The organism is Streptomyces sp. NPDC057694, assembly GCF_042799415.1.
GTDB lineage: Bacteria > Actinomycetota > Actinomycetes > Streptomycetales > Streptomycetaceae > Streptomyces.
The window spans coordinates 270,744-291,671 of the sequence record NZ_JBHVIX010000004.1 but is presented as its reverse complement, the minus strand read 5'-3'; the positions used below and the strand labels follow the sequence as shown (position 1 = coordinate 291,671).

At 70.3% G+C, this 20,928-nt stretch carries 15 protein-coding genes; 4 read left to right on the top strand and 11 right to left on the bottom strand.

Going from position 1 to position 20,928, the window contains the following annotated elements; genetic code table 11:
- Positions 1 to 6: 6 nt before the first annotated feature.
- Together ACFVDP_RS13455 and ACFVDP_RS13450 are read right to left on the bottom strand one after the other, a co-directional pair.
- On the bottom strand, positions 7 to 1,794 hold the full coding sequence (locus ACFVDP_RS13455; protein ID WP_383488010.1) for an ABC transporter ATP-binding protein: 1,788 nt from the start codon (positions 1,792 to 1,794) through the stop codon (positions 7 to 9).
- Positions 1,791 to 3,698 (bottom strand): ABC transporter transmembrane domain-containing protein, encoded by a 1,908-nt coding sequence (locus tag ACFVDP_RS13450; RefSeq protein ID WP_383488007.1) that lies wholly within the window; start codon positions 3,696 to 3,698, stop codon positions 1,791 to 1,793. The genes ACFVDP_RS13455 and ACFVDP_RS13450 overlap by 4 nt, the downstream gene beginning before the upstream one ends.
- 269 nt (positions 3,699 to 3,967) lie before the next feature.
- Here ACFVDP_RS13450 and ACFVDP_RS13445 point away from each other — a divergent pair, with 269 nt between their 5' ends.
- Positions 3,968 to 4,711, top strand: coding sequence for a hypothetical protein (locus ACFVDP_RS13445; protein WP_383488005.1), 744 nt, complete (start codon positions 3,968 to 3,970; stop codon positions 4,709 to 4,711).
- Between the two features lie 75 nt (positions 4,712 to 4,786).
- Here ACFVDP_RS13445 and ACFVDP_RS13440 read toward each other — a convergent pair whose 3' ends face one another.
- The 3 genes from ACFVDP_RS13440 to ACFVDP_RS13430 form a co-directional block, all read right to left on the bottom strand.
- Positions 4,787 to 6,223, bottom strand: a complete 1,437-nt coding sequence (locus tag ACFVDP_RS13440; protein ID WP_383488002.1) for a Gfo/Idh/MocA family protein — start codon at positions 6,221 to 6,223, stop codon at positions 4,787 to 4,789.
- A gap of 105 nt (positions 6,224 to 6,328) precedes the next feature.
- On the bottom strand, positions 6,329 to 9,289 hold the full coding sequence (locus tag ACFVDP_RS13435) for an FAD-binding and (Fe-S)-binding domain-containing protein (protein ID WP_383487999.1): 2,961 nt from the start codon (positions 9,287 to 9,289) through the stop codon (positions 6,329 to 6,331).
- A 39-nt stretch (positions 9,290 to 9,328) separates the two neighbouring features.
- Positions 9,329 to 9,772 (bottom strand): MarR family winged helix-turn-helix transcriptional regulator, encoded by a 444-nt coding sequence (locus ACFVDP_RS13430; RefSeq protein ID WP_383487997.1) that lies wholly within the window; start codon positions 9,770 to 9,772, stop codon positions 9,329 to 9,331.
- A gap of 94 nt (positions 9,773 to 9,866) precedes the next feature.
- Between ACFVDP_RS13430 and ACFVDP_RS13425 the strand changes: the two genes are divergently transcribed.
- Together ACFVDP_RS13425 and mltG are read left to right on the top strand one after the other, a co-directional pair.
- Positions 9,867 to 11,684: an ABC transporter ATP-binding protein gene (locus tag ACFVDP_RS13425; RefSeq protein ID WP_383487994.1), complete on the top strand. Its 1,818-nt coding sequence runs from the start codon at positions 9,867 to 9,869 to the stop codon at positions 11,682 to 11,684.
- Between the two features lie 101 nt (positions 11,685 to 11,785).
- Positions 11,786 to 12,622: an endolytic transglycosylase MltG gene (mltG, locus tag ACFVDP_RS13420; protein ID WP_383487991.1), complete on the top strand. Its 837-nt coding sequence runs from the start codon at positions 11,786 to 11,788 to the stop codon at positions 12,620 to 12,622.
- Between the two features lie 55 nt (positions 12,623 to 12,677).
- On the opposite strand, the gene ACFVDP_RS13415 is transcribed toward mltG, so the two are convergent.
- From ACFVDP_RS13415 to ACFVDP_RS13395, 5 genes are all read right to left on the bottom strand, one after another.
- Positions 12,678 to 13,871, bottom strand: a complete 1,194-nt coding sequence (locus tag ACFVDP_RS13415; protein ID WP_383487988.1) for an NAD(P)-binding domain-containing protein — start codon at positions 13,869 to 13,871, stop codon at positions 12,678 to 12,680.
- A gap of 64 nt (positions 13,872 to 13,935) precedes the next feature.
- The gene (locus tag ACFVDP_RS13410; protein ID WP_383487985.1) at positions 13,936 to 15,105 is read right to left on the bottom strand and encodes an LLM class flavin-dependent oxidoreductase; all 1,170 of its coding nucleotides are present in this window, start codon (positions 15,103 to 15,105) and stop codon (positions 13,936 to 13,938) included.
- Between the two features lie 2 nt (positions 15,106 to 15,107).
- A complete protein-coding gene (locus ACFVDP_RS13405; protein ID WP_383487982.1) occupies positions 15,108 to 16,154 on the bottom strand; it encodes an ABC transporter substrate-binding protein in 1,047 nt (348 codons plus the stop codon).
- Positions 16,155 to 16,236: 82 nt separating this feature from the next.
- Positions 16,237 to 17,007, bottom strand: coding sequence for an ABC transporter ATP-binding protein (locus ACFVDP_RS13400; protein WP_383487979.1), 771 nt, complete (start codon positions 17,005 to 17,007; stop codon positions 16,237 to 16,239).
- Complete coding sequence (locus tag ACFVDP_RS13395) at positions 16,980 to 17,882, bottom strand: ABC transporter permease (protein WP_383487976.1); 903 nt, start codon at positions 17,880 to 17,882, stop codon at positions 16,980 to 16,982. Before ACFVDP_RS13395 ends, ACFVDP_RS13400 begins: the two co-directional genes overlap by 28 nt.
- Positions 17,883 to 18,246: 364 nt before the next feature.
- Here ACFVDP_RS13395 and ACFVDP_RS13390 point away from each other — a divergent pair, with 364 nt between their 5' ends.
- Positions 18,247 to 18,669 (top strand): YjbQ family protein, encoded by a 423-nt coding sequence (locus tag ACFVDP_RS13390; protein ID WP_383487973.1) that lies wholly within the window; start codon positions 18,247 to 18,249, stop codon positions 18,667 to 18,669.
- 264 nt (positions 18,670 to 18,933) lie between these two features.
- On the opposite strand, the gene ACFVDP_RS13385 is transcribed toward ACFVDP_RS13390, so the two are convergent.
- Positions 18,934 to 20,826: a DUF262 domain-containing protein gene (locus ACFVDP_RS13385; protein WP_383487970.1), complete on the bottom strand. Its 1,893-nt coding sequence runs from the start codon at positions 20,824 to 20,826 to the stop codon at positions 18,934 to 18,936.
- Between the last annotated feature and the right edge of the window lie 102 nt (positions 20,827 to 20,928).

Sequence of the window (20,928 nt, the reverse complement as noted above, 5' to 3'; positions counted from 1 at the left end):
GCACGGTCACCCGTGCCAGGACCGCCACAGGGCGGCGTACGCCCCGTCGGCCGCGACCAGCTCGTCATGGCTGCCGAGCTCGCGGATACGGCCGTCCTCGACCACGGCGATCACATCCGCGTCGTGCGCGGTGTGCAGCCGGTGCGCGATGGCCACGACCGTGCGGCCCTCCAGTACCCGGGCGAGCGAGCGCTCCAGGTGGCGGGCGGCGCGAGGGTCGAGCAGCGAGGTCGCCTCGTCCAGGACCAGGGTGTGCGGGTCGGCGAGGACCAGCCGGGCCAGGGCGATCTGCTGGGCCTGCGCGGGAGTGAGCGCCGCTCCGCCCGACCCGACCTCGGTGTCGAGGCCCTCGGCCAGAGTGTGCGCCCACTCGTCGGCGTCGACCGCGCCGAGCGCCGCCCACAGCTCGGCGTCCTCGGCGTCGGTGCGGGCCAGCCGCAGGTTGTCCCGGAGCGAACCGACGAAGACGTGGTGCTCCTGATTGACCAGGGCCACGTGCGAGCGGACCCGCTCCGCCTGCATCCGGGACAGCTCCGCTCCGCCGAGCGTGACCTGCCCGGTGCGCGGCGCGTAGATCCCGGCGAGCAGCCGGCCCAGCGTCGACTTGCCCGCACCGGACGGGCCGACCAGGGCGAGCCGCGTGCCCGGCCGCACCTCGAGGGACACCTTGCGCAGCACGTCGACGCCCTCGCGGTAGCCGAAGTGCACCTCGTCCGCGTGCACGTCCCGTCCGTCGGGGCGTACCGAGGCGTCGCCCGCGTCCGGCTCGATGTCCCGTACGCCGACGAGCCGGGCCAGGGACACTCCGGCCACCTGGAGCTCGTCGTACCAGCGCAGGATCAGGCCCACCGGATCCACCAGCATCTGCGCGATCAGCGCGCCGGTGGTCAGCTGGCCGACGTCGATCCAGCCCTGGAGGACGAAGACACCGCCGATCAGGAGGACGGACAGGAGCACCAGCACGTGCACCGCGTTGATCACGGGGAAGAGGACCGAGCGCAGATAGAGCGTGTAGCGCTCCCACGCCGTCCATTCCTTGACGCGACGCTCGGACAGCTCCACACGGCGGTCGCCGAGCCGGTGCGCCTCGACGGTGCGGCCGGCGTCCACGGTCTCCGCGAGCGCCGCGGCGACGGCCGCGTACCCCGCCGCCTCCGAGCGGTACGCGGACGGTGCCCGCTTGAAGTACCAGCGACAGCCGAGCACGAGGACCGGCACCGCGATCAGGATCACCGGGGCGAGCAGCGGCGCCGTCACCGCGAGTCCGCCGATGAGCAGGACCACCCACACGACACCGATGGACAGCTGCGGCACCGCCTCCCGCATCGCGTTCGCCAGGCGGTCGATGTCCGTGGTGATCCGGGAGAGCAGGTCGCCCGTGCCCGCCCGCTCCAGGACACCCGGCGGCAGCCCGACCGAGCGCACCAGGAAGTCCTCGCGCAGATCCGCCAGCATCCGCTCGCCGAGCATCGCCCCGCGCAGCCGCACCTGCCGGGTGAACACGGCCTGCACCACGAGGGCGACGACGAACACGGCGATGACGCGTTCCAGATGCAGGTCGCGCAGTGCGGCGCTGTCCGTGACGTCCTCGATCAGACCGCCCAGCAGATAGGGGCCGACCATGGACGCGACGACCGAGACCGTGTTGACGCCGATGAGCAGCAGAAAGGCGCGCCGATGGCGCTGGTACAGCTCGCGCACATAGCCGCGTACCGTCGCCGGCGCGCCGACCGGCAGGGTGTTCGCCGTGGTCGGGGCCGCCGGGTCGTAGGCCGGTGGCGCTACGCCGATCATGCCGTCTCCTCGATGTCGATCTCGATCTCGTCGTCGGCCTCGGAGGCCGACCGGGGGCCGGTGCGCACGGTCGCCGGATCCGTTTCGGTCCCGCGGGTGACGACCGCGCGGTACCGGGGTTCGGTACGCACCAGTTCGCGGTGCTCGCCGACCGCGACAGCCGTGCCGTCCTGGACGAACACCACGCGGTCCGCGCGGTCCAGGAGCAGCGGGGACGAGGTGAGGACCACCGTCGTACGGCCCTGTCGCAGGGCGCGCACCCCCTGGGCGATCCGCGCCTCGGTGTGCGAGTCCACGGCGGACGTGGGCTCGTCGAGGACCAGTGCCTCCGGGTCGGTGACCAGCGACCGGGCCAGGGCCAGACGCTGGCGTTGGCCACCCGAGAGGGAGCGGCCGCGCTCGGTGATCCGGGCGTTCATCGGGTCCTCGTCCAAGGACGCCTGCGCCAGGGCGTCGAGCACGTCCGCGCAGTGCGCCGCGGCCAGCGCCTCCTCCGGCCGGACCGACCCGGAGGACGGCACGGAGAGGAGTTCGGCGAGCGTGCCGGAGAGCAGCACCGGGTCCTTGTCCTGGACCAGCACGGCCGAGCGGGCGACGTCCAGCGGCAGCTCGTCCAGCGGCACCCCGCCCAGCAGCACGGAGGGCGGCCCGGCCTTCTCGGCCCCGCGGTCGTCGGAACCGGCGGCGGCGTCGTCCACGGCGTGCGGTTCATCGGCCGGGTCCGTCACATCGTCCGGCTCCGTCGAGGCCGGGTGGCCGCCGAGCCGGTCGGCGAGCCGGCCCGCGAGGTCCGGGTCACCGCACACCACGGCCGTCAGGAGCCCGGCAGGGGCGAGCACGCCGGTGGCCGGGTCGTACAGATCACCGGTCGGCGCGGTCGCGTCGAGGAGCCCGCCCGCGGGCTCGGTGACGCGCTGGAGCGCGAGCACCCTGGCGGCACGCTGCGCCGAGGGCCGCGAGAAGGAGTACGCCATGGCGATCTCCTCGAAGTGCCGCAGCGGGTAGTTGAGCATCATCACCGCGCTGTACACGGTGACCAGTTCACCCACGGTGATCCGGCCCTCGCGGGCGAGATGGACGCCGTACCAGACGACCACGACGAGCAGCAGTCCGGGAAGGAGGACCTGGATCGCGGAGATGAGCGACCACATACGGGCACTGCGCACAGCGGCCCTGCGCACCTCCTGCGAGGCGCGGCGGTAGCGGTCGAGGAAGAGTTCCTCGCCGCCGATGCCGCGCAGTACGCGCAGTCCGGCGACCGTGTCCGAGGCGAGTTCGGTGGCGCGGCCCGCCTTCTCCCGCTGATGGTCCGCGCGCCGGGTGGCGCGGGGCAGCAGCGGCAGCACGGCGAGGGCGAGAACCGGCATGCCGATCGCGACGACGACGCCCAGCGCGGGCTGGTACACGACGAGCCCGACACAGACCAGGACGACGGTGAGCGCGGCGGCGGCGAAGCGGGACAGCGCCTCGACGAACCAGCCGATCTTCTCGACGTCACCGGTGGACACCGCGACGACCTCACCGGCGGCGACCCGTCGGGTCAGCGCGGCGCCGAGCGCGGCGGTCTTGCGGGCGAGCAGCTGCTGCACACGGGCGGCGGCGCCGATCCAGTTGGTGACGGCGGTGCGGTGCAGCATGGTGTCGCCGAGCGCGATGGCGATGCCGAGCAGCACGAATAGCCCGCCCGCGGCGGCGAGCCGGGCGCCGGAGCGGTCGACGACGGCCTGGACGGCGTAGCCCACGCCGTACGGGAGGCCGGCGACCGAGCTGAAGTGGAGCAGTCCCCAGGCGAGGGACTTGAGCTGGCCACCGATCTGGTTCCGGCCGAGCCAGAGCAGGAACCGGGGGCCGGAGCGTGCGTCGGGCACGCCCGGATCGGAGTACGGAAGGTCGGAGATCTGCATGACGTCCCAGTTATCGACATGTCGATAGGAAGAGATGGAGGAGGCGGAGGGAGAGGGAAGGCGGGAGAGGGCGGGAGGGGGCGGGAAGGGCGAAAACGGGTGGAGGGCGGGAAGACCGGAAGCGGGCGGAACAAACCGTGAAAGGTTCGCGCCCCTCAGTGACCGGAGGCAAACGGTTTTTAGCCGTGCGGCAAAGATTCGGCCGGGAACGGTCGTGGCGACCGGGCCCGGCTCGGGGGTTCGCAGGCCGAAGTGCGAGCATGGAGCGCATGCGTATTGCGGGTGCGGTTCGGGCGGGTGTCGCGGCGGCGGCCTGCGGAGTGTTGCTGACGACGGTGGCGGCGTGCGGCGCGGATGGCGGGAGTGCCACGTCAGGGGCGCACAGCTCGGAGGACGACGCGCACACCGACGCGGCGCGGCCGGCCGATTCGAAGACGATCCCGGACGTCGGCGCCCGCTACCAGAAGCAGATCCCCGCGAACTCGCGGCAGGTCGTCGCGGTCTATGGGGACGGGAAGAACTCCGCGGACTCCACGATCGTCCTCTACACCAAGTCGGGCGACACCTGGAAGAAGGCCCGCAGCTGGTCCGGGCACAACGGCAAGAAGGGCTGGACGACGGACCACCGGGAGGACGACAAGCGCAGTCCGGTCGGTGTGTTCACCCTCAGCGACGCCGGCGGCGTGCTCGCCGACCCGGGGGCGAAGCTGCCCTACACACAGACCGCGTCGATCCAGGCGCCGCACTACTGGGCGAAGTCGCACTGGCACGACTTCGACTACGTCATCGCGATCGACTACAACCGGGTGAAGGGCACCGCGCCGAACGACCCGACGCGTCCGCAGGGTCAGTCCAAGGGCGGCAGCATCTGGCTGCACATGGACCACGGCAGCGGCACCTCGGCCTGCGTGAGCCAGTCGAAGGCGAACATGCAGTACCTCCTCAAGACGCTCGACCCCGCGCAGCACCCGGTCGTGGTGATGGGCGACAAGGCCGAACTCAAGGCGACCTGACCACAGGCCCGAGCCCAGGGCAGGACAGGGCTCGGGCGTACTTGCGGTACCGGCGCCGGTGGAGGGGGCCGGAAACTACTCCTCGGCCGGCTTCTCCGAGTCGACGCCGCCGCGCTTCTTGCGCCACTCGCCGCGCGTGAAGTCCGGGATCGGCTGCGGCGCGCCCTTCGCCTTGATGGAGAGATGGCTCAGCGGCACCGGAGAAGTCCAGGTCGCGGCGTCGTATACGTCGAAGTCCGGTACGAGGCCGAGCCGCATCGTCTGTGTCAGGCGGTAGACCATGATGTAGTCCATGCCGCCGTGGCCGCCGGGCGGGTTGGCGTGCTCCTTCCACAGCCAGTGGTCCCAGTCGGCGTACTGGCCGAAGTCGCCCCAGGCGTCGTCCTTCTGGTCCGGCTCGATGTAGATGCGCTCCGGGTAGTCCTCGAACACACCCTTCGTGCCGCCGAGCTGATTGATGCGCGAGTACGGGTGCGGGGTGCTGACATCGTGTTCGAGCCGGATCACCCGGCCCTTCGCCGTCTGGACGAGGCTGATCGTGCGGTCCGACTCGATGTAGGACTCCTTCCAGCTCGGATCGTCGGCGGGCATGTGGGCGGCCCGGTACTCGGCGAGACCGAGGGACGGCGTGCCGAAGCTGGAGATGTGCGTGACCCGGTCCCCGCGGTTGACGTCCATGTAGTTGGCGACCGGGCCGAAGCCGTGGTTGGGATAGAGATCGCCGCGCAGCCGGGTGTGCCACAGGCGGCGCCACGGACCCTCGTAGTAGTCGGGGTCGAACATCAGGCCGCGCAGATCGTGGTTGTACGCGCCCGCGCCGTGCAGGAGTTGACCGAACTTGCCCGCGTGCGCCATCCGCAGCACCCGCATCTCGTTGCGGCCGTAGCAGCAGTTCTCCAGCTGCATACAGTGCCGGCGGGTGCGCTCGGAGAGGTTCACCAGCTCCCACAACTGGTCGAGCTGGAGGGCGATGGGGCATTCGACGCCGACGTGCTTGCCGTTCAACATGGCCGTCTTGGCCATCTCGAAGTGCCGGTCCCAGGGCGTCGCCGCGTACACGAAGTCCACGTCGCCGCGCTTGCACAGGTTCTCGTAGTCGTGCTCGCCCTTGGTGTACGTCGCCGGGGCGGGCCGGCCCGCGGCGGTCACCTTGGCGGCGGCCCGCTCCGTCTTGTCCTTCACCGGGTCGCACAGCGCGACGACGCGCACGCCCGGCATCGCGAGGAAGAGGTCGATCATGCTGCCGCCGCGGTTGCCGAGGCCGATGATCCCGACGCGCACCGTGGAACGCCGCTCGAACGGTACGCCGATCATCGTCGCGCCCTGCCGGGCGGGCGCCGTGCTCACCGATGTGTGCTCCTGCGCGGCCGACGCGGCGTACGCCGGTCCTGACTCCAGCGCGCCGAGCCCGAGACCGATCCCCGCCCCCGCGACACCCGCCGTACGCAGGACATCACGGCGTGAACGGCCTTCGGGCTCCGGGGTGTTGAGAGGCAGGCTGTCGTCGTGCATCGGACCTCCAGGGTGGTGGGTGCGGTGCGTGGCAAACGCAAGCCACCCTGGAGGCGGTGAAGGCGGGGCGCAAGAGCCCCAAGTGGTCGGGGAGTTGGACTTTCTTTACTGAGCCTTTGGACTCCCGTGGAGGGATCGCTCGCCACGCGCCGGCCGCGTCGCGCGCTCGAGCTCCACGAGAACCGAGTAGTAGGTGCGACCCGTGGCGTGGTCCATGCCCACCTCGCACATCCGGTTCGCCGACAGATGCGCGTCGAAGGCGCGGGACGTGACCTCGGCGGCCTCCTTCGCCGTCGCCGATTCGGTCAGCTCCTTGTGGAGCATGCCGCGGTCGCCCGCGAAGGCGCAGCATCCCGCGTCGTCCGGCATCACGACCTCATCGGCACAGGCCTCGGCGATCGCCTTCAACTGGGCCACGTCGCCCAGGTGCTCCATCGAGCACGTGGGGTGCAGCACGGCCGAGCCGACCGTCCGCTCGACCGTCAGGTGCGGCAGCAGCTCGTCGGCCGCCCACACCAGGGAGTCGACGATCTTCAGCTCGGCGTGCAGCTCCCTGTTGTCGTCGGTGAGATACGGCACCACCTCGTGCGCGATGCCGAGCGTGCACGAGGACGCGTCCACGACCAGCGGCAGACGGCCGCCCGCGGTCCAGCCCCAGGCCGCCTCGACGATCCGGTTCGCCATGATCGTGTTGCCCTCGTCGTAGCCCTTGGAGTGCCAGATCGTGGCGCAGCACGTCCCGGCGACATCGTCGGGGATCCAGACCGGCCTGCCCGCGCGCGCGGAGACCGCGACGACGGCCTGAGGCAGCGAGACGTCCCCGGGGGTGCCGAAGATGCGGTTCACACAGGCCGGGTAGTACACGGCTGTGGCGCTCGCGCGTGCGGTGCGCGGCAGCTTGCGGGCGGCCGCCGCCGGAATCTCCGGCAGCCACTCGGGGACGAGGTCGGGGCGGATCGCCTTGCGGGCCGCGGTGGTGACGCTCGTCAGCAGTCGGTCACCGATCTTGTCGGCTGCGGCCACGGCGAGCCGGGCCGACGCCTCGACGGCCTTGAAGTTCTTCGCGGTGAGCGCGGCCACCTTCTCCTCGCGCGGTGAGTGCCGCGCGTGCCGGAAGCCCTTCATGAAAGCGCCCGTGTCGATGCCGACAGGGCAGGCCAGTTTGCAGGTGGAGTCCCCGGCGCAGGTGTCGACCGCGTCGTATCCGTAGGCCTCGATCAGCTCCTGCTCGACCGGCGATCCCGACGGCTGGCGCATCATCTCGCGGCGCAGCACGATCCGCTGGCGCGGCGTCGTGGTCAGGTCCTCACTGGGGCAGGTGGGCTCGCAGAAGCCGCACTCGATGCACGGATCCGCGATCAGCTCCACCTTCGGGATCGTCTTCAGACCCCGCAGATGCGCCTTCGGGTCGCGGTCCAGGACGATGCGCGGGGCCAGCACCCCGTCGGGGTCGATGACCTGCTTGGTGCGCCACATCAGCTCCGTGGCCCCGGAACCCCATTCGAGCTCCAGGAAGGGCGCGATGTTGCGGCCCGTGGCGTGCTCCGCCTTCAGCGATCCGTCGAACCGCTCCACCGTGAGCCGGCAGAAGTCGTCCATGAAGGCCGCGTACCGGTCCACGTCCGCCGGCTTCCCCGCGTCGAACGCCAGCAGGAAGTGCAGATTCCCGTGCGCGGCGTGTCCCGCCACGGCGGCGTCGAAGCCGTGCCGCGTCTGGAGTTCGAGCAGCGCCTCACAGGCCTCGGCCAGGCGCGCGGGCGGCACGGCGAAGTCCTCCGTGATCAGCGTCGTCCCCGAAGGGCGCGAACCACCGACCGCCGTCACGAACGCCTTGCGCGCCTTCCAGTAGCCCGAGATCGTCTTCGCGTCCCGCGTGAACTCATTGCTCACCGAGGCGACGGGCGCGACCAGGTCGAGCCCTTCGAGGACCTGAGCGGCCTTCTTCTCGTACGCCGCCTGCTGATCGTCGTCCGGCGCGCGGAACTCCACGAGCAGCGCCGCCGTCTCCTTCGGCAGCTGGGCCCAGTCCTGCGGCACGCCCTGCACGCTCACCGACGCGCGCAGCGTGTTGCCGTCCATCAGCTCGACGGCCAGCGCCCCCGCCTCGTTGAAGACGGGCACCGCCGCGGCGGCCGCCGTCAGCGAAGGGAAGAACAGCAGCGCCGTCGTCACCTTCCGGTCCAACGGCAGGGTGTCGAAGACGACTTCGGAGATGAAACCGAAGGTGCCCTGCGAACCCACCATCAGGCCGCGCAGGATCTCGACCGGCGTGGAGCCGTCCAGGAAGGCGTCCAGCCGGTAGCCGTTCGTGTTCTTGATCTCGTACTTGGCGCGGATCCTGCGGGTCAGCTCGGCATCCGCCTCGATCTCGCGCTTGATCGCCAACAGGCCCTCGCAGAGTGCCGGTTCGGCGTGCGCGAGGTCGGCGTCGGCCTGTGGATCCCCGGTGTCGACGACCGTGCCCGACGGCAGGACGAAGGTGAGCGAGGCGAGCATCCGGTACGAATTGCGGGTCGTGCCCGCCGTCATGCCCGACGCGTTGTTCGCCACCACGCCGCCGATGGTGCAGGCGATGGCGCTCGCCGGGTCGGGGCCCAGGACCCGCCCGTGACGCGCGAGCGTGGCATTGGCGCGCACGATCGTGGTGCCCGGGCCGATACGGGCCCGCTCGCCGTCGCCGAGCACCTCGACGCCCGCCCAGAACCTCCGTACGTCGACGAGGATGTCCTCGCCCTGCGCCTGCCCGTTCAGCGACGTGCCCGCCGCGCGGAATACGACCTCGCGGCCCTTGCCGTGCGCGTACGACATCACCGCCGACACATCGTCGATGTCCTCGGCGACCACCACGACCTGCGGCACGAAGCGGTACGGGCTCGCGTCCGAGGCGTAGCGCACCAGGTCCGAGATCTTCGTCAGCACCTTGTCCGCGCCGAGCAGCTCGGTCAGGTCCGTGCGCAGCGGCTCGGGGGTGCCGCCGGCCTGCCGGCCCTGGACGCGGTCGGGCGCCGGGTCGGACGGTCGGGATCCCGGACGCAGTGCTTCCGGCTTCGGCTCCAGCAGCGGCATGGCTCTCCTCGATCGGCGGACGGTCAGCGGTCCGCGGTGTCAGCAGTCCCGCTCGCGCGGGGCTTCGAACAGGGCGTTCAGCAACACCGTCAGCTGGGCGCGCTGCTCCCTGTCCAATGGGGCCAGGATCTCCTCTGCCGCCGCGCGGCGCGCGCTGCGCAGCTCCCGCAGGGCCGCCCGGCCCCGCTCGGTGAGCTCGATCCGGATGACCCGGCGATTGGTGGGATCCGGCACCCGACGGACCAGCTCGCCCGCCTCCAGGCCGTCCACCACCGTGGTCACGGCCCGCGGGACGACTTCCAGGCGCTCGGCCAGATCAGCCATCCGGGGCGGTGTGTCGTAATGGACGAGGGCGCGCAGCAGCCGCGACTGGGCGGGCGTGATCCCGACCGGCTCCAGCTGGCGCTTCTGGATGCGATGAAGGCGGCGGGTCAGCCGCAGCAGCTGTTCGGCGAGGAACCCGTCGGCGTCCGGGGTGTTCATGCCGGGAACATTACCAGGACTTTGTGCATTGTGAGTATAGGTAACAATGAGCTAAGCTCCTCAAGTCGCTCAGTTCGCAGAATCTAGGAGGCCCATGCCCCGCGACGACATCACCTGGACGCCGCCCCCCGACGCCAAGAGCTCGGGGCAGCCGCGGCAGATCCGCCGCATCCTGTCCCTCTTCCGCCCCTACCGCGGCCGCCTCGCCCTCGTCGGGCTCCTGGTCGGTGCCGCATCCCTGGTCACGGTCGCGACGCCGTTCCTGCTCAGGGAGATCCTCGACGTCGCCATCCCGCAGGGCCGCACCGGGCTGCTCAGCCTGCTGGCCCTCGGCATGATCGTCAGCGCCGTCGTCACCAGCGCTTTCGGCGTGCTGCAGACGCTCATCAGCACCACCGTCGGCCAGCGCGTCATGCACGACCTGCGCACGGCCGTCTACGGCCGGCTGCAGAGCATGTCCCTCGCCTTCTTCACCAGGACCCGCACCGGCGAGGTCCAGTCGCGCATCGCCAATGACATCGGCGGCATGCAGGCGACCGTGACCTCCACGGCGACCTCCCTCGTGTCGAACCTGACGAGTGTCGTCGCCACGATCATCGCGATGATCGCCCTCGACTGGCGTCTCACGGTCGTCTCGCTGCTTCTGCTGCCGGTCTTCGTGTGGATCAGCCGCCGGGTCGGCCGCGAGCGCAAGAAGATCGCCACCCAGCGCCAGAAGCAGATGGCGGCGATGGCCGCCACGGTCACCGAGTCGCTGTCCGTCAGCGGCATCCTGCTCGGCCGCACCATGGGCCGCGCCGACTCCCTCACCCAGTCCTTCGCCGCCGAGTCGGACGAACTGGTCGACCTCGAAGTCCGGTCGAACATGGCGGGCCGCTGGCGCATGGCCATCATCTCCATCGTCATGGCCGCCATGCCCGCGGTCATCTACTGGACGGCCGGCGTGGCCCTCCAGCTCGGCGGTCCCACGGTCTCCATCGGCACGCTGGTCGCGTTCGTCTCGCTCCAGCAGGGCCTGTTCCGGCCGACCGTGAGCCTGCTGCAGACCGGCGTCCAGATCCAGACCTCGCTCGCCCTGTTCCAGCGCATCTTCGAGTACCTCGACCTGCCCGTCGACATCACCGAGCGCCCGGACGCCGTCCACCTCGACACCGTCAAGGGAGAGGTCCGCTTCGAGAACGTCGAGTTCCGCTACGACGTCACGGACGACCGGCAAGGCCCGGTGCTCGACGGCATCGACCTCACCGTCCCCGCGGGCGGCAGCCTCGCCGTCGTCGGCCCCACCGGCTCCGGCAAGTCCACGCTCAGCTATCTGGTGCCCCGTCTGTACGACGTCACGGGCGGCCGGGTCACGGTCGACGGGGTCGATGTGCGCGACCTGGACTTCGACACCCTCGCGCGGTCCATCGGCGTCGTCTCCCAGGAGACCTATCTGTTCCACGCCTCCGTCGCGGAGAACCTGCGGTTCGCCAAGCCCGACGCCACCGAGGCGGAGCTGCACGCCGCCGCGCGGGCCGCTCAGATCCACGACCACATAGCCTCGCTGCCCGACGGCTACGACACCGTGGTCGGCGAGCGCGGACACCGCTTTTCGGGCGGCGAGAAGCAGCGGCTCGCCATCGCCCGGACCATCCTGCGCGACCCGCCGATCCTCATCCTGGACGAGGCGACCAGCGCCCTCGACACCCGGACCGAGCACGCCGTGCAGGAAGCCATCGACGCCCTCTCGGCCGATCGCACCACGCTCACCATCGCGCACCGCCTCTCCACGGTCCGCGGTGCCGACCAGATCGTGGTCCTGGACTCCGGTCGCATAGCCGAGCGCGGCACCCATGAAGAGCTGCTCGGCCGAGCGGGTCGGTACGCGGCCCTGGTGCGGCGCGACGCCCAGCTGGAGAAGGTGGCGGCGTGAGCCGGAGCCCCGGTCGTGGGCACTGGCCCACCCGGGGGCGGTGCGGGTTCCGGAGTGAAGATATGTCGTAAATACCGCGATTTGCGGGTTACCGTTCCCGCATGCTGAACGAGACTCCGCGACGGAGCACGATCCGAATCACGCGCAGAGGGCGCATCGTCCTGCTGGCGACCGGGGCCGTCGCGGCGGCCACCGCTGTGGCGGTGCCGCTGGCCCTGTCCGGTGAGGACCAGGGCGGCCCCGAAGCGCTGACCATTCCCGAGGGTTGGCGGTCGGGCCAGGTCTACGACGCCGTCGACAAAGTGCTCGGCGTGCCGGCCGGTACCACCAAGAAGGCCGTGCCCAAGGCGGGCCTCAAGCTCCCCAGCGACGCGGCCGGCAACCCTGAGGGCTATCTGTTCCCGGCGACGTATCCCCTGAGCGACAAGTCGACACCGCAGTCTCTTCTCGCGTACATGGTCACCACGGCCAACAAGAGGTTCCACGGGCCGAACTCCACGGCGGGGGCCCCGCAGAACACGGTGAGTCAGTACCAGACCGTCACCATCGCGAGCATCGTCGAGGCCGAGGCCGACAACAAGGAGGACATGGGCAAGGTCGCCCGCGTCATCTACAACCGGCTCAACCACGGCATGCCGCTGCAGATGGACTCCACGCTCAACTACGGGCTCGGCCGTTCCACGCTGGCGACCAGCGAGAAGGACACCAAGAGTGACAGCCCGTACAACACGTACGCGCGCATGGGCCTGCCGCCGTCGCCGATCGGCAACCCCGGCGAGCAGGCGCTGAACGCGGCGGCCGCTCCGCCGCAGGGCGACTGGCTGTACTTCGTCACGGTCAAGCCGGGGGACACCCGCTTCACCGCGGACTTCGCGGAGCAGCAGAAGAACGTCGCGGAGTTCAACAAGAACAAGGCCGCGCAGAAGAAGGACGGCTGAGGGCTCGGGTCCTCGCCGGTACGGCGGGCGCGGTGCGGGTCGACCCGCCGCGCCCTCAAGACACTCGGGCCACGACCGCCGATTCCCGGTGTGCCCGGTCCTCGGGGCTCTCCCCGCGCTCGCGACTCTCCCGATCGCCGTTCTCCCGGCTCTCCCGGTCGAGCAGCCGCTGGATCTCCCGTACGGCGGCGCGCCCCGCACGGTTCGCGCCGATGGTGCTCGCCGACGGCCCGTACCCCACGAGATGCACCCGCGGATCGAGCGCCGCCCGCGTCCCCGTCATCCGGATCCCACCGCCGGGCTCGCGCAGCTTCAGCGGAGCCAGATGGTCGATCACCGCACGGAAGCCGGTGGCCCAAAGGATCACATCGGCCGCCACCACACGCCCGTCGTCCCAGGCCACACCCGTCGGGGTGATCCGGTCAAACATGGGCAGCCGGTCCAGGACCCCGTTCGCGCGGGCCTCGCGGATCGCGTCGTTGACCGGCAGCCCGGTCACCGACACCACGCTCAGCGGCGTGAGCCCCTCCCGCACCCGCTCCTCGACCAGAGCCACCGCGGCGCGGCCGCGCTCCTCGTCGAAGGGGCCCTCGCGGAAGACGGGCGGCCGCCGCGTCACCCAGGTCGTCGAAGCGGCGTACGGGGCGATCTCCATCAGGTGCTGGGTCCCCGACGCGCCCCCGCCGACCACGACGACCCGCTGTCCCGCGAACGCCTCGGGACCCGGGTACCGCGCGGTGTGCACCTGCCGCCCGAGGAACGTCTCCTGGCCCGGATAGCGCGGCCAGAACGGCCGGTCCCAGGTGCCCGTCGCATTGATCAGGGCGCGCGTCGCCCACACCCCGTCCGAGGTCTCGACGAGCAGCCGCCCGCCGTCCCCCTCGCGCACCCGGTGAACGTCGACGGGCCGCCGAACCCGCAGCCCGAACGTCTTCTCGTACGTGTCGAAGTACTCGGCGATGACCTCGGAAGACGGCCGCGCCGGATCGGCGCCGGTCAGCTCCATGCCCGGCAGCGAGTGCATCCCGTGCACCTTGCCGTACGTGAGTGAGGGCCAGCGGAACTGCCAGGCGCCGCCGGGCCGGGGCGCGTGGTCGAGGACGACGAAGTCCCGCTCCGGCCGCAGGCCCACCCGCCGCAGGTGAAAGGCGGCGGACAGGCCCGCCTGCCCCGCGCCGATGACCACGACGTCGACCTGCCGTGCGCCACCGGTGTCGACGGCCGCCTCGCGTACCCCGATCTCGTTCACGTTTCTACCAACTCGGCCGGGGCCCGAGATCTTCCCGGGCCCCGTACCGCCGCTCTGCCGGGACTCAGCGCCCGCCGGCGACGAGCAGCGGCGCACCCCCTGCGGCCGCCACCGGCGCCACGAGCCCGCGCGCCACCAGCTCGGGGATCACGCCCTCCCCGAACCAGTACGCCTCCTCCAGATGCGGGTAGCCGGAGAGCACGAAGTGCTCGATGCCGAGCGCGTGGTACTCCTCGATCCGGTCGGCGACGTCGGCGTGACTGCCGACGAGCGCCGTCCCCGCGCCACCGCGCACGAGACCGACCCCGGCCCACAGGTTGGGCGAGATCTCCAGGCTCTCCCGCTTGCCGCCGTGCAGCGCGAGCATCCGCTGCTGTCCGACCGACTCGCTGCGGCCGAGCGCGGCCTGCGCCGCCGCGACCGTCTCGGGGGAGAGGTCGTCGAGCAGCCGGTCGGCGGTGGTCCACGCGTCGCGCGCCGAGTCGCGGGTGATCGTGTGCAGCCGGATCCCGAACCGCACGGTCCGCCCCTCCTTCTCGGCGAGGGACCGGATCCAGTCGATCTTCTCCTTCACCTGCTGCGGCGGCTCGCCCCAGGTCAGATAGACGTCCGTGTGCCGCGCGGCGACCGGCCCGGCGGCCGCCGACGAGCCTCCGAAGAAGATCTGCGGCACCGGCTCGGGCGGCAGCGCCGAGTAGCCCGCGTCGATCCGGTAGTGCTCGCCCGCGAAGTCGTACGGGGCCTGCGCACTCCCGCCCCACACGCCGCGCACGACGGAGAGGAACTCGTCGGTGCGGGCATAGCGGTGGTCGTGGTCGAGATGATCGCCGTAACGGCGCTGCTCGGCCGAGTCACCACCGGTGACGACATTGAGCAACAGCCGCCCCTGGGTGAGGCGTTGATACGTCGACGCCATCTGCGCGGCGAGGACCGGGGAGATCGCACCGGGCCGGAACGCGACGAGGAACTTCAGCCGACGCGTGTGCTGAGCGAGCGCCACCGTCGTCAGCCAGGCGTCCTCGCACCAGGTGCCGGTCGGTGTGAGGACCCCTTCGAAGCCCAACTGTTCCGCTGCTTTGGCGATTTGGATCAGATAGTCGAGGCTCGGCGCCCGCACTCCGGCAACCGCACCGCCCGGTGTGCCACCCAGAGCGCCGCCACTGAAGGCGTGCCGGTCGACCAGGGTGCGCCCGTCGCCGCCGGTCGGCAGGAACCAGTGCAGAGACACGGTCATGGTCAGGACTCCTTGCCGAAGGTGCGCGGGGCGGTGGTGGAGGACGGCAGATCGCCGTTGAACCGGGTGTCGACGAACTCCGCGAAGTCGACCTTGCGCGGGATCAGCTTCAGCTTCGTGAAGGTGTCGGCGATCCGCTGCTCCGAGGCGATGACCCCCTTGTCGATGGAGACGGTCACGCGCGTGCCGTTGGTCCGCTTCACCGCGTCGAGCGCGACGTCGTAGGGCAGCCCGGTGTCCTTCGCCCAGACCTTCGCCCACTGGTCGGGGTGCTTGTAGACCCAGTCCTGCGCGCGCCGCAGCCGGTCCAGATAGTCCTTGATGGCCGCGGACTTCTTCTTGTCGGCGAGCGCGGTCGGGGCGGCGACCTGGAAGGCGAGCCCGTTGGTGACCCCGTCCCCGTCGGTGAGCACCCGGCCCTGCTTCGCGCGCAGCACCTGCGAGGTGTACGGGTCCCAGACCGCCCACGCGTCGACCTTCCCGGCGGTGAACGCGGCCAGCGAGTCCGCCGGTTGGAGGTACTTGACCTTGACGTCCCCGAGTCCGAGCCCGGCCTTCTCCAGGGAGGCGACCAACTGATAGTGCGCGGACGACCCCTGCGCCACCGCGATCGACTTCCCCTTCAGCTCGGACGGCGTACGCAGCGTGGAGTCCTTCGGTACGAGGATGGTGTCGCCCTTCGCGGTGCCGTGACTGGCCGACACCACCTTGATCTTCGAATCGGCGCCGGCCGCGAAGACGGGCGGGGTGTTGCCGACACCCCCGATGTCCACGGCCTTGGCGTTGACGGCTTCGAGCAACGGTGGTCCGGAGGTGAAGGTGGACCAGCGGATCTTGTAGTCGAGATCGTCCAGCTCGCCGGCGGCCCGCAGTACCGCCTCCGAACCGCCCTTCTGGTCACCGACGTTGAGCGTGAGGGAGCCCTTTCCGTCGGTTCCGCCACCGCCCGCGCCCGCGGTGGACGTGCTGGCGGATGAGGCGCCGGAGCAGGCGGCGAGGAGCAGGGCGAGCGGGGCGAGCAGGGCGGGGAGGGGAAGAAGGCGTCGCATGGTCGAAGTCCGTTCGGAGGGAGGGGCGTTGGGCCGTGCGGTATCGGGCCGTGTGTGTTGGGGGAGAGGGGTGCGGGGCGGGTCAGTTCGAGGCTTGCTTCGCGCCGTCGTCCTCGGTGTCGTCGACGCCGAGCCGCCGCAGCAACTCGCCGCGTAGTTCCGCGAAGTGCGGGTCGCCGATGTCGCGCGGCCGCTCCAGATCGATCCGGGTCTCGTACGCGATGACGCCGTCGTCCATCACGAGCACCCGGTCGGCGAGGAGCACGGCCTCCTCGACGTCGTGGGTGACCAGGAGAACGGCGCAGCCCCGCCGCTGCCACAACTCGCCGACCAGGCGCTGCGCCGTGATCCGGGTGAGCGCGTCCAGTGCGCCGAACGGTTCGTCCAGCAGCAGGAGTTCGGGCTCGCGCACCAGGGCGCGGGCGAGCGAGGCGCGCTGGGCCTCGCCACCGGAGAGCGTCTTGGGCCAGGCGTTCGTACGGTGCGCGAGGCCGACCTCGTCCAGCGCCCGCTCGGCGACCTCGCGGCCCGGGGCACCCGGCAGGCCGAGCAGAACGTTGCGCCACACCCGCTTCCACGGCATCAGACGGGGCGCCTGGAAGGCCACGGCCTTGCGGCGCGGTACCAGGACGGTGCCCTCGATGTCGCGGTCGAGCCCGGCGAGGATCCGCAGCAGGGTCGACTTGCCGCATCCGCTGCGCCCGAGCAGCACGACGAACTCTCCCTCCTTAACGTCGAGTTGGAGATCGTCGATGACGGCGCGTCCGTCGAAGGCGCGGGTGAGCCCTGCGACGCGTACCGCGGATCGGGTCGTGGTGGGCGGGGTCACCGGCCCGTGAACGTCGGTCGCCATTGCAGCAACAGCCTTTCGAGGGTTCGGACGACGAAATCGGCGAGCAGGCCGAGGAACGCGTAGACGATCAGGCAGACGACGATGACGTCGGTCCGCAGGAAGTCCCGCGCCTGCACCATCAGGAAGCCGATGCCGGCGTCGGCGTTGATCTGCTCGGCGAAGACGAGCGCGAGCCAGGCGATGCCGAGCGAATAGCGCAGCCCGGTCATGGCCCCGGGCAGCGCCCCCGGCAGCACGACATGGCGGACGAGACCCCAGCGACTCAGCCCCAACGACTCCCCGGCCTCCACGAGTTGGGAGTCGACGCCCCGAATTCCGGCGTAGACGTTGAGATACAGCGGGAACGAAACGCCCAGCGTGATGATGGCGATCTTCGGGGCCTCGCCGATCCCGAACCAGATGATGAACAGCGGGATGAGCCCCACGAACGGCACGGTCCGCAGCATCTGCACACTCGCGTCGACCAGATCCTCACCGACCTGGAACAGTCCCGACACCAGAGCGAGTCCGACCCCGACGACCACGCCGAAGAGCAGCCCGAGGGCGACGCGTTGCAGCGAGACCCCCATGGCGTTGGTCAGCGAACCGTCGGCGAAGAGGTCCCGGGCGACACCGGCGATGGTGCCCGGCGAGGCCAGCACCTCGGGCGTCAACACGTGGGTGGAGCTGAGCAGTTGCCAGAGCGCGAGCAGCAGTACGGGGCCGGAGGTGCGGCGCAGCCATCGGGGGAGACGGGCGCGACGGGCGGAGGACGGGACGATCGGCACCAGCTCCAGCTCGGACACGTCGTCCACAGGACGAGACGAGTCCACATCGCCGGGCTTGCCGGATATGTCGCCGGGGGGATTCTGGGGCGGGGCATGACTGATGCTCATGGCACTCCAGGGCAGGGGAGGATGCGCTCCGGTGGCGGTCGCGGCAGCGCCGGACACGCCTCAGCGACGCGTCGGTGCATGGGTGAACCGAAGCGGTGACTGGGCGGAACGAGAGAAGAAAGAAAGAGGGGGAGCGAGAAGAAGGGCGTCAGCAGCCGCGGCGACACGCGGCGGAGGCCACCCGCAGCAGGTCGATGTGACCGCGCGTGGTGAGCAAGGCTGAACGCAACATGCGCCAGAACGTAGCTACTTGTCGACGTACCGTCAATGCCGTCTCGCTGTGTGGACCCCGGGTACCAGAGTGCGGGACCTCTGCCGACGGCGTTCCGTCGCGCAGGGACCCTGGTGGGCGACAATGGCGTGTATGTCCGATGCCTTCACGACCCACGTCCTCAACGTCGCCACCGGCTCCGCCGAGCAGATCGTCGACCTCACCCGCGACTGCGAGTCCTTCCTGCGGGATGTCGCCCGCGGCCGCGACGGCCTGCTCAACATCTTCGTCCCGCACGCGACGGCGGGCATCGCCGTCATCGAGACGGGCGCGGGCAGCGACGACGACCTCCTCGCGGCCCTGCACACCCTCCTCCCGGCCGACGACCGCTGGCAGCACCGCCACGGCAGCCCCGGCCACGGCCGCGACCACGTCCTCCCGGCGATCGTTCCGCCCCATGCGACGCTGCCGGTGATCGGGGGAGCGCTGGAACTGGGGACCTGGCAGTCGGTGTGCCTGGTGGACACGAACATCTCGAATCTCGACCGTCAGGTGCGGTTGAGTTTCCTCGGGTAGGACGCCGACTTGGTGCGTACTGTAGGTGGCAAGTCCGGCTGCGCCAATCGCCCCCGGAGTGACGCTGCTGTCAAGGCGCCGACGGATACTTGGTCTGCTGGTGGTACAGCACCTGCACCAATGTCGAACACTGAGCTTCTTTGAGTTGACCACCGACCGGGTGATGGGCCGTGAAGCGCAACGAGCGCCCCCCGGGGACCGTTGACCGGGATGCCTGACGTATGCGAGCCGACAGACAACGTGCACGGCCGCGGCTGCCGCCCTTCACCGGATGCTTTGCAGGAGCGCCCCCGTGGCTGTGACCGTCCAGAACGACCATCCGTTGCGATTCGGGTTGACGTGCGGGTTGAGAGCGCGCACGACGGCTACCGCCGCCCCGCTGGGAGAGTCGTACACGCCGCGGCCGGGGCCGGAGGGGACCGTCACGGTGCGGGACGGAGGATCGTAGTAGGCGCTGGTGCGTTGGCCCTCGTAGACGACGTGCAACTCGACGCCCCGCTCCGTGCGCAACGCCTGCACGTCAGCCTTGACCAGTGCGGGCGCGGAGGGTTCCTCCGCGATCACGGTCTCATCGGCGGGCATCTCGTCGGCGTCCTGGCGGATGGCCTTCCCGTCGTAAGCCGGCAGACCCAGGAGCTCGTTGAGGACGTTGGCCAGCACGCTCCTGCGCGCGGCCAGGAAGTCGGGGAACCGGTCCAGGGACCGCAGCTCCGGATCGCCGGGGATCCACTGTTCGGCCAGGCGCTCCGGCGCGATGCCCGCCATGTACTCGGCGGGCAACTTGGAGGAGATCATCTTGTTGGTCTGGCCGGTGACGAAGGCCAAGTTGGCGAGGCTGTTCCACTCCTCCTTCGCGTACGTCCCCTGGACCCGGGCGCGAGGGAACACGTGGTGGAACTCGATCCTGGAACCGCTATTCATCGGCTGATCGTTGATGGTGATGTTGGTCGCCCAGTCCCGCGCCCTGCCTCGCAGCGCGGCGATGTAGAGCAGCTTGAAGAAGGCGTGCGTGGAGTACTTCTGTTCCAGGTCCCTGGGATGGAGGGCGCTGTCCAGTGAGCGGGGGCCCGAGGCCCGTCGGATGAGCTCGGCGAACAGGCCCTCCCCGGCACGGGACCTGATCAGCCGGGATTCCGCGTCGAGCTTGCCCTCGACCTGCAGTGAGTAGTGGCTGAAGGCCATCGCCGTGTACACCCAACGACGCAGCAGCTGCGCCTCTCCCGGACGCAGCTTGCCGCTACGTTGGTGGAGCAGCAGCGCAGGCACGATCGTGACGTTCGGCGAGGAGAGGATCTCGGACCGAGGGATCGAGCACTCGCTTTTCAGGAAGTCGATGGCGAAGCGCAGGGCCCTCTCGGTGTCGTGCCACGCCTCCTTCAGCGCGGTCTCGTCCACCTTCGCTCCGATGAGCTTGATGTGATGGGCGCCGGTGCCCGCTAGGAGACTCATGAGGCGCAGGACGGCTTCCCTGTTCAGGTCGAAGTCGCTGTCACTCAGTTCCTGGTGAAAGGCATCCATGGTGTCCAGGCCGTCGGACCAGCGGGCCGCGATGGCGCTGTACACGAGATCCCCCTTGGACAGCCGTCGGCCGCCCTTGTTCAGCCGGGCGAAGAGCTCGGCGACCTCCTCGTAGTCGTCGGACTCATAGGTGATGACGGCGATCTGGTGATGCCGGATGTTGTTCACCTTCTGCAGCCGCTGCATCCAGGTGCCGAAGTCCGGGTCGCCGGGGGATACTCCGGCTTTGTTCAGGGCCGGATAGAACTGCACGTTCTCCTGCAGGAGCGTCGACACCGGGATCAAGAGCGGATCCTTGCGCTGCACAGCGCTCGGGGTGACGAATTCCTCGGTACGCACGTCGAAGCGCAGGTCCATGTACCGACCGTCGGCCTTTGATTCCGGCCGGTAGACCCAGGCGAGGGAGGTCAGCCGCTGCTGTCCGTCCAGCAGATAGAGGGGTTGGTGCGTCGCTTTGTCGGTCTGGATGACGGCGGCTGTCTTGAACGGGACGTTCAGGCCGGTCTTCCACAGCAGCAGGGCGCCGACGGGATAGCCGCGGTAGAGGGAATCGAAGAGATCACGTACGTCAGGCCGCATCCAGACGAAGTCGCGCTGGATGGAGGGGATGACGACCCTGCCCCGCAGCAGGTCCTCCACCTGGGAAATGATTCTTTCGTTCGCCAGTCCCATGCCGCCCCCAGCATCCGGGTGATCCGCCACATTCACGGTAACCCTCATCCGGATGCGGTCGGTCGGTTT